The organism is Alkaliphilus metalliredigens QYMF (genome assembly GCF_000016985.1).
Taxonomy (GTDB): domain Bacteria; phylum Bacillota; class Clostridia; order Peptostreptococcales; family Natronincolaceae; genus Alkaliphilus_A; species Alkaliphilus_A metalliredigens.
In genome coordinates, this window is the sequence record NC_009633.1 from 1,890,608 (window position 1) to 1,906,080 (window position 15,473).

Genomic DNA, 15,473 nt, shown 5'->3' on the forward strand with positions numbered 1-15,473 from the left:
GAGGGGGCGATGTATATGAAGCGTATATTAGTAAAATTACTAATTATGATAATGATGGTACTGATGTGTAAAGATATTTTTATAATAGGAACAGTACATGCAGCAGATCTAGAACCGATTGCAGTTATGGTGGAATTAAATAACTTTGATGCCAATAACGTGGGTGGTGATGAATCGAGCGCCTTACTGTGGAAGCGAGGGGACGCCGATACCCCTTCTGGAAGCGGTATATTAAGAGTGGCTCCAAGAGCTAGAAATAAGGCTGGTACCGTTGTTAGGCGAAATCACATAAGATTGACAGACGGATTTAGCACCTATTTCGCAATAGATATTCACAGTCATGGGATTGATGACGGTCGTTCTGAGCCCCCAGGGGCAGACGGACTTGCCTTCATTATTTATGAAGCGGATCAGCCTAAAATTGGAAAGTATGGCTCCGGACTTGGATATTCTACCATAACAAATTCAATTGCAGTTGAGTTTGATACATGGAAAAATAGTGGCCATGGCGACCTCGATAACGAACATGTAGCTATCCTAGTAAACGGGGTTGTATCTCACCATGATCAACCAGAAGGGTCTAGAGTATCTTACCCTAAAATAAGAACAGACCTGATTCACGCTTGGGTAGATTATGATGACGGTATTATTACTGCTACAATCGGAACAAGCGATGTAAGAAGCGATGACGCCAATGAAACAATCACCAGAAATGTAGGCGATTTCCTTGAGGGTAAGGATGTATTTATTGGATTTTCAGCTTCCACAGGAAGTGCTTATTCGCATCATGATGTCTTAAAATGGTACTTTAAGGATAGTTATGTTGAAAGTGGTCTTGAAACAACACAGGGTACATATTCTCAAGCTGCATCAACCATCGACATCGAATTAGACAATGTAATAAATCCTGTTACTGCTACCATTACTCTTAGGGATGCAGTGGGGAACATTATGAATAATCAGAATTTAGATATTTATATAAATGATATAAAACACAATGGTTCTTTTAATACCGGTGACAATGGTGTGTTAAATTATAGTTTCCTTGATAACATAAACGATGGAGAACATGTGCTAAGGGTTATTGCTAATGGAGGAACCTCCAATTTTAAAAGGTTCGCCACTGGAGAGAATGCAGTTATATCTACACCTGAAGAGTATTTTTATTTCGATCCTGGAACAGGTACAATCACTGGATATCGTGATGATGGACCGAAGGATGTGGTCATACCCAGCACCATTGGTGGGGTCCTTGTAACTAGCATTGAATATTATGCATTTTTGTTTAAACAACTAACCAGTGTAAATATACCAGAAGGTGTAACTAGTATTGGCGATTATGCATTTTACTATAACCAACTGACTAGTGTACACATACCAGAAGGTATAACTAGCATTGGAAGTCACGGGTTTGATAGTAATGAATTAACCAATGTAACTATTTTAAATAAGCATGTAGACTTTGGTACTAGTGTTTTCATATGGAATCAAGCTAACCTTAAAATACATGGTTTTGATCCTTCTACAACTAAGAACTATGCACAGGCCAATGGACATACATTTATCAGTCTGGATCAATATACAGTGACCTTTAAAGACCATGATGGTAGTCTACTAAAGACTGAAGTAGTATATAATGGTGAGTCTGCAACAGTGCCTAATAACCCCACCAGAGAGGGATATACCTTTGCTGGATGGGATAAGTCATTTAATAATGTAACAACTGATTTAGAAGTAATAGCTCAGTATGATATTAATCAATATACCATAACCTTTGATAGTCAAGGGGGAAGCACAGTAGCAAGTCAAGAGGTAGATTACAACGATTTACTGGTAGCGCCAGATCTACCAGTAAAGGTAGGCTATTCCTTCGGAGGATGGTATAAAGAAGTTGAATTGAGTAACCAATGGGATTTTGGATTAGAGCGAGTCACAGAGAATACAATAATATATGCCAAATGGAACCTCGGTAGTGACACAGCATACAAAGTTGAACATTACCAACAAGATACAGTCGGTGCCGAATATAACTTACATGAGACTGAAGATAATCTAAGAGGAATAACAGGTGCAGATGTAACAGCATTATATAAGACCTATACTGGGTTTACACAAAACAGAAGCCATGATGAAAGCGTAGAAAGTGGGAAAATTTTATCTGATGGAAGTCTTGTATTAAAACTTTACTATGACAGAAACATGCATACAGTAAATTTTGAAAGTAATGGAGGAACATCTGTCTCTGATATTACAGGAGTACGATATGGAGCAATAATTTCATCACCTATAACCCCAACTAAGGACGGAAGTATCTTTTTAAGGTGGTATAATGGAGCAGATTTATCCGATATCTGGAACTTTACATCAGACAAAGTATTAACAGATACTACCTTGTTTGCAAAATGGATAGACGCAGAGAGCATTAGGATGACAGCCACACCAAATAACGTAGCAGGTAGCAAAAACTACAGCCAAATGTTCACATTACACATCCATAACGATACAGTGACAGGTTCAGTGTATGCATCAGATATGAGCCTTGGAGGTGCATTCAATGGATTAAATATCAGAACAGTGGATAACAAAACAAGCACAACGGTTACAGCAGAAGTTTATGGTAACTTAGACAGCGAAGGGGTAGGTACAATCTTATTAGATGGCAGTAAGCTTACAACCAGTATAAATCCATTAATAGCAGAAGTAACAGTGACACTGAAGGGCATAAGCTATGATGGGAATGGAAGTACGGGAGGTAATATACCAACCGAGGATAGCGGATATGCAGAAGGGGCAACTGTTACAGTCAAAGAAAACACAGGTAGCTTAGAAAAGACAGGATATACCTTTATTGGATGGAATACTAAAGCTGATGGAAGTGGAAGTTCCTATAAACCTAATGATACATTTAGTCTGAGTACAACAGGTTCAATTCTGTATGCCCAATGGAAAATAAACAGATACACCATTATCTTTAACCGTAATGGTGGAAGTGCAGTGAATGGACAGAATATAAAACATGGTGAAAGCGTAGCCCAACCACAAGAACCAACAAGAACAGGCTACAATTTTGGTGGTTGGTATAAAAATAGTGAGTTGAACGATGTTTGGGATTTCTACTCAGATGTAACAAAAGAAGATACTATGTTATATGCAAAATGGAGTCGAATTCCATCGGGTGGGAGTAGTGGGGATTCAGGGAACGATACACCGAAACTAGAGCCTGATCCAATACCAGAGCCTATAGCGGATTTTAATGAAATTGAAGTGATAATTAATGGAGAGACGCAGAAAACGGGAACAGAAACAAAAATAGAAACAGAAGGAAAAATAGAAGTTAAATTAACAGTAGACGCAGAACAAATGAGTAAACATATTGAAGAGGCTATAAAAGTAGAGAGAGATAACAATGAAGTAGTAATACCTGTACTAAATACTGGAGATACAGTTAAAGTATCTTTAACAGGTGATATTGTAAAGAAACTTGAAAACAATGATTTTAAAATTTCAGTTAAGGAAGAGAATGTAACATATCGTTTATCTGCAAAGGACTTTACGATAGAAAAACTTGCTGAGTCCATGGGTGTTGCTTTGGATAGTTTAGAGTCTATAGAAGTTGAAATGAGCATTAGTAAAATAGATTCTGAGGAAATTGAAAGATTAACAGCTAACGCAAAGGCAGTAGGCCATGAAATTGTATTTGAGCCTCTGCAGTTTGAAATAACAGCAAGAACAACCTCTAACGAAGGTACGGTTAAAGAAGTGAAAATTAATAGGTTTAAAAATTATGCAGAGCGTATAATGGAAATACCAGAAGAACTAGATCCAAGTAGAATCTCAACAGGTGTAGTATTCAACTCAGATGGAACATATAGCCATGTACCAACAGAAGTATTTGATAAAGATAATAAGTGGTATGCAGGGATAAACTCTTTAACTAACTCCACTTATTCAGTTATTTGGAATCCAACAATAATAGATAATGTAAATGGTCATTGGTCAGAAAAGATGGTCAATGATATGGCATCAAGACTGATAATCTTAGAAGTGGAAGATTTTATGCCGGATAAAGCAATCAATAGAGCCGAGTTTGCAACCTATATTGTCAGGGCCCTTGGCTTATATAGAGAAGGAGTTCAGTTGTCAGAAGAACAGGAGCTATTTATAGATATTGATAATGGTCATTCTGCATGGAAAGGAATCACCATCGCCAATGAGTGGGGAATCGTCAATGGCTACCCTGATGGCACTTTTAGATCTGATAATATAATCACTAGAGAAGAAGCCATGACCATGTATGCCAAAGCGATGGACATAGTAAAGCTTGCAGAATTAGATAAAGATCGGATTTTTCAATACAAAGATGTAAGTGAGGTAGCGCCTTGGGCATATGCTTCCGTCAATAAAACACTAAGTGCCGGTGTATTTAATGGAAGGGAAAAAGACATGATAGCGCCTAAAGGAACATTTACCCATGCAGAAGCTGCAACAGCTATTCGGAATCTATTAGTTGAATCTGGATTGATTAACAAATAGTACATTTTGAGTCTAAGCTTAAGCCACTTTGGATCCGACCTTTCTTAAGTACAAAAATAGGTCTAAAAGGATATTATCTAGACTATTTGTATATATCAGCATTATTTTTCTATTAAAGCCCCTACTGTTAGCAAGCTCCTAATATTTGAAATTTATGGAAGTTGCAAATATCATTTTATGATCTTAGATCAGCAAGGGAAGGCTTTTTCTTCTCTTGCTTTTTTAATACTGCAGAAAATTGAGGGCATTGAAAACGGTCTTCCCACCCTGAAGATAGACCATAAACAAGGGAAGTCTGTGGAAAGAGTAGAGATGCTGGGCAAGACAAGACCCTAAAGCTAGACCGCCATAGGGATGTGGGCAACGATACCATCAAACGGATCAGAATAAGTTGTCCATCATGCCCTGACCCCAAAATGTCACTTTCATCAGTAGTAGCAGTAGTCGTCATTAACTTTGTGGCTATGTGGTCAGGCACACAAGAAAACAACTGAAAAGGGCTATCCATCATACCCACAATGTAACCAGGGCTGGGAGTAGCCCAACCAATTGAACCACGGAGATAGACCTGTGCAAGATATTAAATAGACCTGCAAGACAGCCAGCCCACAACTATTCACTAAATGTCGATTAAGAAATAGTGTGGGGATAAGGGTCTGGCTTTGGGGTCTTTGGAAGGTAATGCTCTAGGATCCTATAATGCGTTATTAAGTATATAGATTGCAAGTTTAAGGGTGTTGTAAAGAAGAATCTTTAGGGTTTATGTGAAAATAATATCTTCGGGACAGGCTATTACCTAACGTCCATAGCTGTCCCTTGATAAGTTTTTTGGGAGGTGTCTAGGTCCGTCTTTGAAGGAAATTTAGCTGTTGGGGTAGCGCTTATACTATTGACTATCCCCAAGGAAGGATACGTGCTTATGGGTCGGGATAGACAATAGAGAAGTATAGCTGTTATAGAAATCTTGTTGATGCAGGAGAATAAAATCACTAGTGTTCAATTAATGGATTTAAAATCCATTAATTGAACACTAGTGAAAGATTATCTAAGGTAATGTAATTTCCATAGAGGAATTATGATAGAATCAAAGAAATGAAATTTCAAGTGAGTAACCACTAGTGATAATAGTAGGAAGTTTGATGATTAGGTGAGAATATTTAAGTATTTAAGTAGCGTTTAGGATAATGGATGGTGAACCGTACCATAAGTAACAGCGGTTTTTAATAACAATACTTAACCAGACTTATACCCATCAGCCCTAATAGTTATTATAAATGAATCTATGAATTATTTTGATAATTTACTACTATTACTCCTGTAGACGCTAATATCAAAGCACCTATTATAGAAATATTTAGACTTTCTCCCGGTATTATTAGGGCTGATAGTAAGGCTCCCCATATAGGAGTTGCAAATTTATATAGAGCTATTTCCCCAGCCTTATTGAATTTCAACAAGGAGTACCATAAACTAAAGGTCGCTGCAGACAAAAATGATGAGTAAATTAATAAGGCCCATGCTCTTGTTGTAAATATCATAGCTCTAGGTTGAAGTATGGGTACACCTATTAAAAGAAATATACTAGACCCTATCAGCATTTGCCAGCCAGTGATTAGAAATGGATGTACACCCTCCTTTGCAATTTTTTTAGCAAGTATTATTGCAAAGGCTTCAACAAGTCCATATATAATCATAAATCCTTCTCCTTGAAGCGAAAAGCTACTATCCCAGCCTGTATTTCCTCGATTTACCAACATAATTCCTACAAAGCCTGTTACTAATCCTATAACCTTTCTTAGGCTCATTTTATCATTACTATAAAAATAATGCGCTAAGATTACTATAAAAAGGGTGCCGATGGAGGAGAGTATCGAAGCCTTCATCCCAGAAGTGTTAGCTAATCCATTATAAAAGAAGAAATATTGTAAAGTAGTCTGAAGTATTCCTAATAAAAACAACCTTGGCACTCTTTTTTTCTCTATTCTAATACTTTTTTTAAATCCAAACTTTACAAGTAAAAATAAAATAATTGAAGCTATAAAAAATCCCATTCCTGCAAAACAATTATAGCTGCTAGGTTCGTTGAGGCTATTTCCATTTCAACATAGCTAGTTTTAATCACAGGGAAAGCACTACCCCATAATACAGAGCAAGACATGGCAATGACTACAACCCACGACTTCTGAGTAAAAATCATATTCCAATCTATACGAATACGCATTTTTGATACCTTCTGTAGCGTCACTGGTTTAATGGCTACAAATCCAGTACTTTCTTTAGATTGCTCAGGCTTAATCTGTAAGCGGTTCTTCCAGTATCTGAAGCTATGGATGTTTACACTTTGTTCTTCGCACCACTGAATTTGTGTCTGTCCGCTAGAAAGTTGCGAGTTTATATGTAACTTCCATTTTTCTTTATTCTCACTAGACTTTATTGTCATCACCTCATTTCACAATTTATGAGATAATTATATCAAAACTTCTTGTGAGAGAAAATGTGTGTTAGGATTTACGCTTACAGTGCCGCTGATTTCATCGGGCCAACTGAAGCGATCTTTTTCAAGGCGTTTATAGTGAAGCCAAAAGCCACTGGTGTCCCATTCGAGAATTTTGATTTTATCTCTCTTGCGATTACAAAAGACATATAAATTTCGAGAAAATGGGTCTAGATTAAAACGCTCCTGAACAATGAGGGCAAGGCCGTCGATCGACTTGCGTAGATCAGTTGGTCCTAATGCAAGATAAACCTGATGGATTCTGCTGTTACTGAACATATTTCATTAAGAGTGAAATGACATCAGATAGCGTATCAAAATTCACTTGCTCTGTCACGGTCACTGTTGCTTGTCCTATTTGGATTTGAATACAACTTTCACCATGACTATTGTTAGGAATCGATTTAGCTTTAGGGGCAATCAAAGCCCATTTGCCTTCGTTTGGATCAGCTTCAGCACTTGGATTTAAAGACAAACGTCTCTTCCAGTAACGAAATTTGTGGATATTAATACTGTTTTGCTCACACCACTTGATTTGAGTGAGGCCGCTTGAGATTTGCTCGGACAGAATTTCCTCCCAACATTCAAGATTTGCTTGCTTTCGCATAAAAAATCACCTCAATTTTTATATTTGAGATGATTCTATCATTGATATTTAACACAGAATATGTGCATTGGAATTTACGCTTACGCAGCGTATACACGGAATATTACAGTTTGACGGGTTTCGAGGGGTAGGCATTCAGTATAGGAAAGAATTTACCTACACTGCTTTTCTAATTTAGTGTTATGACAATTGACAATAACAGAACGTTCGTTTATAATAAAGCATATGAGAGTAAAAGACGAAAATAAAAAAGATGCTATTTTATCAGCGACCATAAAAATGATTAATGAAATTGGGTTTGCTAATGTTTCTATGTCTAAGATTGCAAAGGCAGCAGGAGTATCAGCATCTACTATTTACATCTATTATGAAAATAAGGAGGATATGTTTAAGAAAATATATATTGATGTAAAGACGCAGATGCTTAATGCCAGTATGAAAGGAATCAGAGACACGGAACCAGTCGAACAATCTGTTCTAAAGTTTTGCGAGAACGTATTGAATTTTGCAAGGAATTATGAAGATTATTTTCTCTTTATTGGGCAAGCGGGAGATTCACCACTGGTATTAACAGTTAAAAATCAAGAACTCTTAAAACTTATTCAACAGGCTTGCTCGCCATTCGAGCGCGGAATTAAAGAAGGAATCTTAAAGAATGTTTCACCTGCCTTATTAAGTGGGTTCTGTTTTTACCCGATTACACAGCTATATAAAGATAGTTGTCATCAAAAAGATGTGTTCGGGGAAATTGACTATAAAGTAGTTTTTGAAATGTGCTGGGATGCTATAAAGAAATAAGTACTCAAAAAAGAGTACTTATTTCTAAAAATGGTTATAAACGAACATTCGCTTATAATCATGAAGATGATTAAATAGTTATAAATATAGAAGGTAACTTTATGAAGAAGAAAGTAATACTTATAACGGGGGCTTCAAGCGGCATTGGAAAAGAAACTGCGCTTTCTTTAGCCAGAAAAGGTCATACAGTAATCATTCACGGTAGAGATGCTGCGAAAACGCAGTCTGTTTTTGATGAGATTTTGAAAAAAACTAATAACAAAAATCTGGAGATGCTAATTGCGGATCTATCCTTAATGTCAGAAGTCAAGAAATTCGCAGAAAAATGTTGAGGAAATGACAGGGATAATTGTAGCAGACATCAAAGCTCGAAAGCATCGGCAAGGTCCAGCATCGATAGGAGCAAGGGCGCTAACCTCAATTGTTAGTAAGCTGCCTAATAATGGAAAGGGTGCATTAAAATACATCGTAAACGAGCAATGTAAGCAGTGCGGTACCTGTGTCAAGGTCTGTCCTACCCAAAACATCGAGGTTGCAAATAAGGTTCAGTTTAGTGACCACTGTACAAGTTGCTATGGGTGTCTGCACCTTTGACCGCAAAACGCTATACATCTTAAAAATGAAATAAGCAGTAAGCGGTGGCTTAATCCTGATGTTACTTTGAAAGAAATAATTAGAGCGAATAATCGTTGTGGTGCTTAGCATTTTAACAATATAAAAAAAGCGATTGCGATATAATCCCAAAGTAAATTACTAAAATTATGTACCCAAATAATATGTCTGGAAATAAAAAAAGTAGAGGTGAGTAAATGAATAAGCTGTTGTCCATCGGATTTTCTATTGTAATTTTCGCTTTGCTCGTTCTGTCCATACTGTATGTGGGCTTTAGGCTACAAAAGATTTTTGGGCTAAATTCTTTATATCTGGTACAGTTTGGCGTTGCCGTTGGGGTCATCGGTGCTATGGCTACCATAGTAATAGCGGTGAAGTCTTCAAGTCAGTTGGTTGGAATTCTAAATATTATAGGCGGTTATATTTTCACTTTCTATATTTTTCTGTTTTTCGCACTTATCTTTTTTCATGCGATTCAAACTATTTGGAACTTGCCTATGGCGTGGAGCGGAACGGTAGCCTTGGCCTTGTCCCTAATTGTAACTGTGGTAGGTGCCCTGTTGGGTAACTCCTTTGTAGTAAATGAGAAGGAAATAAAACTTTCGGGGCTAAAAAGTGAGGTTGATGTAATGCTCATCTCAGACGTACATCTAGGTCACCATCGCAGCAAGGACTATCTTGCAAAAATAGTAGAGGAAACTAATCGTCGAAAGCCGGATTTAGTTCTCATCACCGGGGATTTGATCGACTCTGAGGCGGCACTCCTGCCCGGCGTCCTTAATCCACTTTCTGACTTTGCGGCACCTACCTACTTCGTAGGTGGCAACCACGAGAAGTACATCGACAACGAGCGAACGCTTCAACTGATTGAAAGTCACGGCATTCGGGTTCTACGTAACGAGGTCGTCGAGATCCAGGGACTCCAATTAGTCGGATTTGACTACATGAATGCGGACGAGGATACCTTTGACATGCACCCATCCGATGATACCCGTACAATCAAATCAGTTTTGCCAAGCATTCCTTTAAAGTCGGATATGCCATCGGTGCTAATGCATCATAGTCCGGTCGGTGTTCAGTACGCCGCAACAGCAGGGATTGACTTAATGGTGTCAGGTCATACACACGCGGGCCAAGTCTTTCCATTTACATTATTTAACGAGATTACGTTTCCGTTCAACAAGGGGCTTCACCAACATGACAAAACCAAAGTGTTTGTTTCCCAAGGTGCTGGTACTTACATGTTACGCGCGCGCCTAGGCACATCCAATGAAATTAATATGCTACGGTTGATATCCGAGGGGGTGTAGAATGGAAGTATGTAGTTTTATAAAACAATATTATTATAACCCTATGACAGTAGGAGCATTGGTTCCGAGTTCTAAGAATCTAGCAGATAAAATGATAGAAGACATTAACTTTTCAAATGCAGAATGTATTTTAGAGTACGGGCCAGGCACTGGGATTTTCACTGAAAAGATATTGCAAAAAAAGAAAAATAATACTGTACTCCTGACTATTGAATACAATGATGCTTTTTATAACATTCTAAAGAATAAGTTCGAAGACCACCAAAACTTTTTTATTGTTAAGGATTCGGCAGCAAATATAATAGAACACCTGGACAGACACAATATTAAAAAAGTAGATTATGTAATCTCAGGAATTCCATTTGCAAGTTTGGATGACAATATAAGTTGCGATATATTATCATCAACAAAAGAAATTTTAGGAAATGAAGGAGTGTTTATAACATTTCAGTACACACTTTTTAAGATGAAGCTCTTTAGTCAGTTTTTTAAAGATATTGAGAAAAGTAAAGTGTTGTTTAACTTTCCGCCAGCATATGTATTGAAATGTAAAGTCTAAAGATTTATTCTGTAAGTAATAATAACAGATCCCACCTGCACCTCTTAACAATGTGTCCCAGGGCCTCCAACTTCATCAAGTATAAATAATCCATATTTCACAATATCCCTCTTACGCGTCAATACTTATATCTTAGTTATAACATAAATTTACATAATTGTAAAAATACATCACCTTATTTTAAATGAATCTTTTTACCCCCAAAATCGTATTCCACGATGGTAAAGAGTTTCACTTATAAGAACCCTATAATAATGACTGCGATGAGGGTGAAGCTGATAAGCAAGCAAGCGACTGGCTTATTCCACCTACGGAGTATAGTCGTTTTATTAGTAAAGCTGAAAAAATTAATAGAGAGAACATTACTTTATTTGCAGAAGAAATAGGCATCCATCCCTTTATTGTTGTAGGAAGGTTACTTCATGAAAAAACTTCATGAAAAAAAATAACTATAAACACTATAGTGATTTAAGATCAAGTTTTTCTATAGTAAATAGTTGATATAAAACGCTAATATGAAAGGTGTAGTGTAGCTATAAAGGCTAGAAAATCCCTGTAATCATTGTGATTACAGGGATTTTTTTTTTAGTACGAACAGTATCAGATTCTTGAAGATAAGTGTAGGAATAAGTGATATAATAGAAACTGTAAAATTATGCCTGGTAGGTATTTAAACGATGGTAGGTGTTTGGGGTAAAGAGAATGATTACCAGGAGAGGATATAGAAAATGCTAAACAAAATTTTTTTTGATGAGAATCCTGTGAAAGAGAGCAGCGTACAAAGATTTGTATATAGTTATTTACTTTATGATGGATTGGATGAGGTTGCAAACCAGTTAAGCAAAAATTATATCAAAAGGGGTGAGGAAGAAGCAGAAATGCTTAAGAATGAGTCATCTTCAGAAGTTTTGCTAAAAATGATGAGGGGAAAATGTGACAATTCGAATCATATTTTACTTCACAGCAAGATTTTAGAGCAAGAGGATGTATTGATGCCAATCATTATTGAAAAACTAAAAACTTCGGGAAATAATGTTTTTATAGAACACACTATAAAGTTAATCAAAAAGGCTAATAACAACTATTGTGGAGATTTGATTCGAATTATTGATGATATTCGTTCACCGTATGCCCTTTCTTTAGCTTGTATAATTATAGGCTTCATGGGAAATGAATCGGATGTCCCCTTGCTCTTAAGAAAACATGCTGAGTTAAAATCTCTTTACCCTAGTAAAAGTTATGAACAGGGAGCATTATTAGGACTTATAGAGATTAGAGAACGTTTCAATTTACTTCGTTAACAGGTGGAAAAACCTTTATTGAGAGTATTGATGATATGGTGAAGCAGATGAAAGAGAAGAAAAGAGGCACCAGTAAATATTATCTGGAAGTTATATAGCGGAAGGGAAGCAGCAACCCCGTCCTCATACTAACTTGTAGTTTTCATGAATCTAGTATAAAAAGCTGTTATTTTGAAAAATGTGTTAGCACAAATCTTAGTGGAGCTATATCTATAGATAATAGATATACTTGAAAAAGTGATATGCCAATATAACGAGAACCATGTATAGCATAAGGAGAGAACTTATTATGGAATATGATGTTCTTCTAGAAAAATATGAAAATCTGCTGGAAGAAAATAAGGTATTAAGAAATGAAAACAAAAATCTTAAGGAACAGCTTAATATAGGTTATTCCACCTATAATGGAAAACATAAGGAAGTCATGTCTATAGATAGAAATAAAAATATAGAAACAAATAGAATTAAGGTTGAAGGCACTAATAATTACAGTTCTCCTAAAGAAAAGGTTAAGCTATTTATGTCTCTATTTAAAGGACGTTCAGAGGTATATGCTAAACGATGGCAAAATAAAGAAGGGAAATCTGGATATAGCCCAGTATGTTTAAATGAGTGGCAAAAAGGAGTTTGTAATAAACCACAAATAAAATGTTCTGTATGTAATAATAAAAAATATGCATTATTAGATGAGATTGCAATTGAGAAACATCTTAAGGGGAAGGATATACTGGGAATTTATCCTATGCTTGAAGATGAATCTTGTTTTTTTCTTGCAATGGACTTTGATGACACTGGATGGGAAAATGATATTTCTGCTATTATGGAAATTTGTGATGAAAAGAACATTCCAGCTTCAGTTGAACGTTCCAGATCTGGCAATGGTGCTCATATATGGTTCTTTTTTCAAGAAAAAACTAGTGCCACTATAGCTAGAAAATTTGGAACGGCGATACTAACCTACGCTATGATGAAGAGACATGAAATCAAATTCCAATCTTACGATCGTCTATTTCCCAATCAAGATACCATGCCAAAAGGTGGACTTGGAAATTTGATTGCATTACCTTTGCAATTATATGCTAGAAAAAGTAGCAATAGTTGCTTTATTGACACCAATCTTAGTCCCTATGATGATCAATGGAAATACCTTAATCGTGTTAGAAAATTACAGGAATGTGATATTAACCTTATAATATCAGAACTAGGTAGAGGCAATGAATTAGGGGTATTAAGAACAGATAATGATCAGATACCAAAACCATGGGAAACAGCTAGCGTAAAAGAAAAAATAACAAAAACTGATTTTCCTAATATAATCCATGTTATAAGAGCCAATGGACTTTATATAGAAAAGGAAGGATTCTCAAGTAAATCTTTAAATGTAATGAAGCGCTTAGCCTCTTTTAAAAATTCTGACTTTTATAAGGCTCAGGCAATGAGAATATCTACCTATGGTAAACCACGAATCATTTCATTATGTGATGAAACTAGTGAATATTTATGTCTACCTCGTGGATGTGAGGTAGATCTTGTGAATTTATCAAAGGAATATAAAATTCCTATTGAATGGAAAGATGAAAGATTTTATGAAAAAACAATTAATGTTGAGTTTAGCGGAAGCTTAAGGGAAGAACAAGAAAAACCAGTTAACGAAATGCTACAATTTCATAATGGTGTTTTATCTGCAACTACCGCTTTTGGAAAAACCGTAATTGGAGCAAAATTGATTGCTGAAAGAAAGCTAAACACCCTTATACTTGTACATACTAGACAGCTATTAGAACAATGGAAAGAGCGTTTGGGGGAGTTTCTAGAGATTAATGAAGTTGTACCTACAGAAGAAGGTAATAAAAGAGGGCGTAAAAAGCAGCTTAGTGCTATAGGACAAATAGGAGCTGGGAAAAATAATTCTCATGGAATTATTGATATTGCAATTATGCAGTCATTAGTAAAAGGTGATGAGGTAAAGGCGTTTATTAAAGAGTATGGGATGGTTATAGTGGATGAATGTCACCATGTTCCTGCATTTAGCTTTGAACAAATAATGAAGAACATTAATGCAAAATATGTATACGGCTTAACTGCAACCCCCATAAGAAAAGATGGGCATCATCCAATTATATTTATGCAATGTGGACCTATTAGATATAAAGTTGATCCTTTAAAACAAGCTATAAAAAGGCCTTTTGAGCATTATATTATTCCTCGATTTACCTCATTTAGAAGGTCAGGCGTAGAGAATAAACAGGACTGGTCAATTGGAGAAATATATTCAGATATTTGTACAAGTGCTATTCGAAATCAATTTATTATTGAAGATGTATTAGAGGCTTTAAGACAAGAAAGAAATCCAATTATATTAACAGAAAGAACAGCACACGTTGAAATACTTGCGCAACATTTAGAAGAAAAATCAGTGAATGTGGTTACGTTAACTGGGAGGATGTCGTCAAAAAAAAGGAAGGTTGAATTAGAAAAGCTAGAGAACCTGCATGCTCGAAATAGTACTGTAATAGTTGCTACAGGTAGATTGGTAGGAGAAGGATTTGATATGCCAAAATTAGATACTTTGTTTTTAGCTATGCCTGTAGCATGGAAAGGAACAATATCTCAATATGCAGGAAGGCTTCATAGATTATATGAGAGTAAAAGTGAAGTTCAGATATATGATTACATAGATATACATGTAAATATACTTGAAAAAATGTATCAAAAAAGACTAAAGGGATATGCAGCCATTGGGTATTCAATTAAGAGTGATAGCAATTCTTTTAATGATCTTAACTCTATTTTCAGTAATAATTGCTTTTTAACTGCATTTAGAGATGATATGCTGGCTACTAAATCAGGAATCACTATTGTTAGTCCTTATGTTAATAAGAAAGGATTAGAACAAATATTGACCAATTTAAAAGAAATAATGAGAAAAGGAGTAAAACTTACCGTTATTACACGTCCGGAGTCAGATTACAAGGAAAAAGATAGGTTTAATATTACTTGTACAATTAATGATATTAAAAAAATAGGTGGCAATATAGTTCGTAAATCTAACATTCATCAGAAATTTGCTGTAATGGATCAGCGGATCGTTTGGTATGGAGGCATAAATCTTTTAAGTTCTAACAATTCCGACGGAAGTATTATAAGACTAGATAATTTGAATATTGCTGATGAACTACTGTGTTCTATCGATATTTGATGAAAACATCACTAGTGTTCAATTAATGGATTTAAAATCCATTTACAATACTTCGTATCC

General features: G+C 35.9%; 13 protein-coding genes. 9 read left to right on the forward strand and 4 right to left on the reverse strand.

Annotated elements, in window-relative coordinates; genetic code table 11:
• The first annotated feature begins 15 nt into the window (after positions 1–15).
• Both AMET_RS08845 and AMET_RS26360 read left to right on the forward strand, forming a co-directional pair.
• Positions 16–4,533, forward strand: a complete 4,518-nt coding sequence (locus AMET_RS08845; protein ID WP_012062980.1) for an InlB B-repeat-containing protein — start codon at positions 16–18, stop codon at positions 4,531–4,533.
• A 177-nt stretch (positions 4,534–4,710) separates the two neighbouring features.
• Complete coding sequence (locus tag AMET_RS26360) at positions 4,711–4,869, forward strand: hypothetical protein (RefSeq protein WP_012062981.1); 159 nt, start codon at positions 4,711–4,713, stop codon at positions 4,867–4,869.
• Positions 4,870–5,813: 944 nt separating this feature from the next.
• Here the strand turns inward: AMET_RS26360 and AMET_RS08850 are convergent.
• Genes AMET_RS08850 through tnpA (AMET_RS08855) form a run of 4 tightly spaced genes read right to left on the reverse strand, consistent with a single transcriptional unit; the run spans position 5,814 to position 7,634 of the window.
• A complete protein-coding gene (locus AMET_RS08850; RefSeq protein ID WP_012062982.1) occupies positions 5,814–6,584 on the reverse strand; it encodes a DMT family transporter in 771 nt (256 codons plus the stop codon).
• On the reverse strand, positions 6,569–6,973 hold the full coding sequence (gene tnpA / locus AMET_RS26510; RefSeq protein WP_012062983.1) for an IS66 family insertion sequence element accessory protein TnpA: 405 nt from the start codon (positions 6,971–6,973) through the stop codon (positions 6,569–6,571). The genes AMET_RS08850 and tnpA (AMET_RS26510) overlap by 16 nt, the downstream gene beginning before the upstream one ends.
• Before the next feature lie 27 nt (positions 6,974–7,000).
• On the reverse strand, positions 7,001–7,306 hold the full coding sequence (tnpB, locus tag AMET_RS27345; RefSeq protein ID WP_012062984.1) for an IS66 family insertion sequence element accessory protein TnpB: 306 nt from the start codon (positions 7,304–7,306) through the stop codon (positions 7,001–7,003).
• A complete protein-coding gene (gene tnpA / locus AMET_RS08855) occupies positions 7,296–7,634 on the reverse strand; it encodes an IS66 family insertion sequence element accessory protein TnpA (protein WP_012062985.1) in 339 nt (112 codons plus the stop codon). Before tnpA (AMET_RS08855) ends, tnpB begins: the two co-directional genes overlap by 11 nt.
• A 225-nt stretch (positions 7,635–7,859) precedes the next feature.
• On the opposite strand from tnpA (AMET_RS08855), the gene AMET_RS08860 reads away from it, so the two are divergent.
• The 7 genes from AMET_RS08860 (at position 7,860) to AMET_RS08885 (ending at position 15,413) form a co-directional block, all read left to right on the forward strand.
• Complete coding sequence (locus AMET_RS08860; protein ID WP_012062986.1) at positions 7,860–8,432, forward strand: TetR/AcrR family transcriptional regulator; 573 nt, start codon at positions 7,860–7,862, stop codon at positions 8,430–8,432.
• Positions 8,433–8,533: 101 nt separating this feature from the next.
• Complete coding sequence (locus AMET_RS08865) at positions 8,534–8,764, forward strand: SDR family NAD(P)-dependent oxidoreductase (RefSeq protein WP_012062987.1); 231 nt, start codon at positions 8,534–8,536, stop codon at positions 8,762–8,764.
• A 4-nt stretch (positions 8,765–8,768) separates the two neighbouring features.
• Positions 8,769–9,026, forward strand: a complete 258-nt coding sequence (locus tag AMET_RS24980) for a 4Fe-4S dicluster domain-containing protein (RefSeq protein WP_083760919.1) — start codon at positions 8,769–8,771, stop codon at positions 9,024–9,026.
• A 215-nt stretch (positions 9,027–9,241) separates the two neighbouring features.
• Entirely contained in the window at positions 9,242–10,354 is a 1,113-nt protein-coding gene (locus AMET_RS08870) for a metallophosphoesterase (protein WP_012062989.1), read from the forward strand.
• 1 nt (position 10,355) lies between these two features.
• The gene (locus AMET_RS08875) at positions 10,356–10,913 is read left to right on the forward strand and encodes a class I SAM-dependent methyltransferase (RefSeq protein WP_012062990.1); all 558 of its coding nucleotides are present in this window, start codon (positions 10,356–10,358) and stop codon (positions 10,911–10,913) included.
• A gap of 728 nt (positions 10,914–11,641) precedes the next feature.
• Entirely contained in the window at positions 11,642–12,214 is a 573-nt protein-coding gene (locus tag AMET_RS08880) for a hypothetical protein (RefSeq protein WP_012062991.1), read from the forward strand.
• A 289-nt stretch (positions 12,215–12,503) separates the two neighbouring features.
• Complete coding sequence (locus AMET_RS08885) at positions 12,504–15,413, forward strand: TOTE conflict system archaeo-eukaryotic primase domain-containing protein (RefSeq protein WP_012062992.1); 2,910 nt, start codon at positions 12,504–12,506, stop codon at positions 15,411–15,413.
• The last annotated feature ends 60 nt before the right edge of the window (positions 15,414–15,473 follow it).

Bases quoted from the DNA above. Each gene is read 5' to 3' on its own strand.
- AMET_RS08875 (WP_012062990.1), top strand. From the start codon at position 10,356: ATGGAAGTATGTAGTTTTATAAAACAATATTATTATAACCCTATGACA.
- AMET_RS24980 (WP_083760919.1), top strand. From the start codon at position 8,769: ATGACAGGGATAATTGTAGCAGACATCAAAGCTCGAAAGCATCGGCAA.
- AMET_RS08880 (WP_012062991.1), top strand. From the start codon at position 11,642: ATGCTAAACAAAATTTTTTTTGATGAGAATCCTGTGAAAGAGAGCAGC.
- AMET_RS08860 (WP_012062986.1), top strand. From the start codon at position 7,860: ATGAGAGTAAAAGACGAAAATAAAAAAGATGCTATTTTATCAGCGACC.
- AMET_RS08845 (WP_012062980.1), top strand. From the start codon at position 16: ATGAAGCGTATATTAGTAAAATTACTAATTATGATAATGATGGTACTG.
- tnpB (WP_012062984.1), bottom strand. From the start codon at position 7,306: ATGTTCAGTAACAGCAGAATCCATCAGGTTTATCTTGCATTAGGACCA.
- AMET_RS08885 (WP_012062992.1), top strand. From the start codon at position 12,504: ATGGAATATGATGTTCTTCTAGAAAAATATGAAAATCTGCTGGAAGAA.
- tnpA (WP_012062985.1), bottom strand. From the start codon at position 7,634: ATGCGAAAGCAAGCAAATCTTGAATGTTGGGAGGAAATTCTGTCCGAG.
- AMET_RS26360 (WP_012062981.1), top strand. From the start codon at position 4,711: ATGATCTTAGATCAGCAAGGGAAGGCTTTTTCTTCTCTTGCTTTTTTA.
- AMET_RS08870 (WP_012062989.1), top strand. From the start codon at position 9,242: ATGAATAAGCTGTTGTCCATCGGATTTTCTATTGTAATTTTCGCTTTG.
- AMET_RS08850 (WP_012062982.1), bottom strand. From the start codon at position 6,584: ATGGGATTTTTTATAGCTTCAATTATTTTATTTTTACTTGTAAAGTTT.
- AMET_RS08865 (WP_012062987.1), top strand. From the start codon at position 8,534: ATGAAGAAGAAAGTAATACTTATAACGGGGGCTTCAAGCGGCATTGGA.
- tnpA (WP_012062983.1), bottom strand. From the start codon at position 6,973: ATGACAATAAAGTCTAGTGAGAATAAAGAAAAATGGAAGTTACATATA.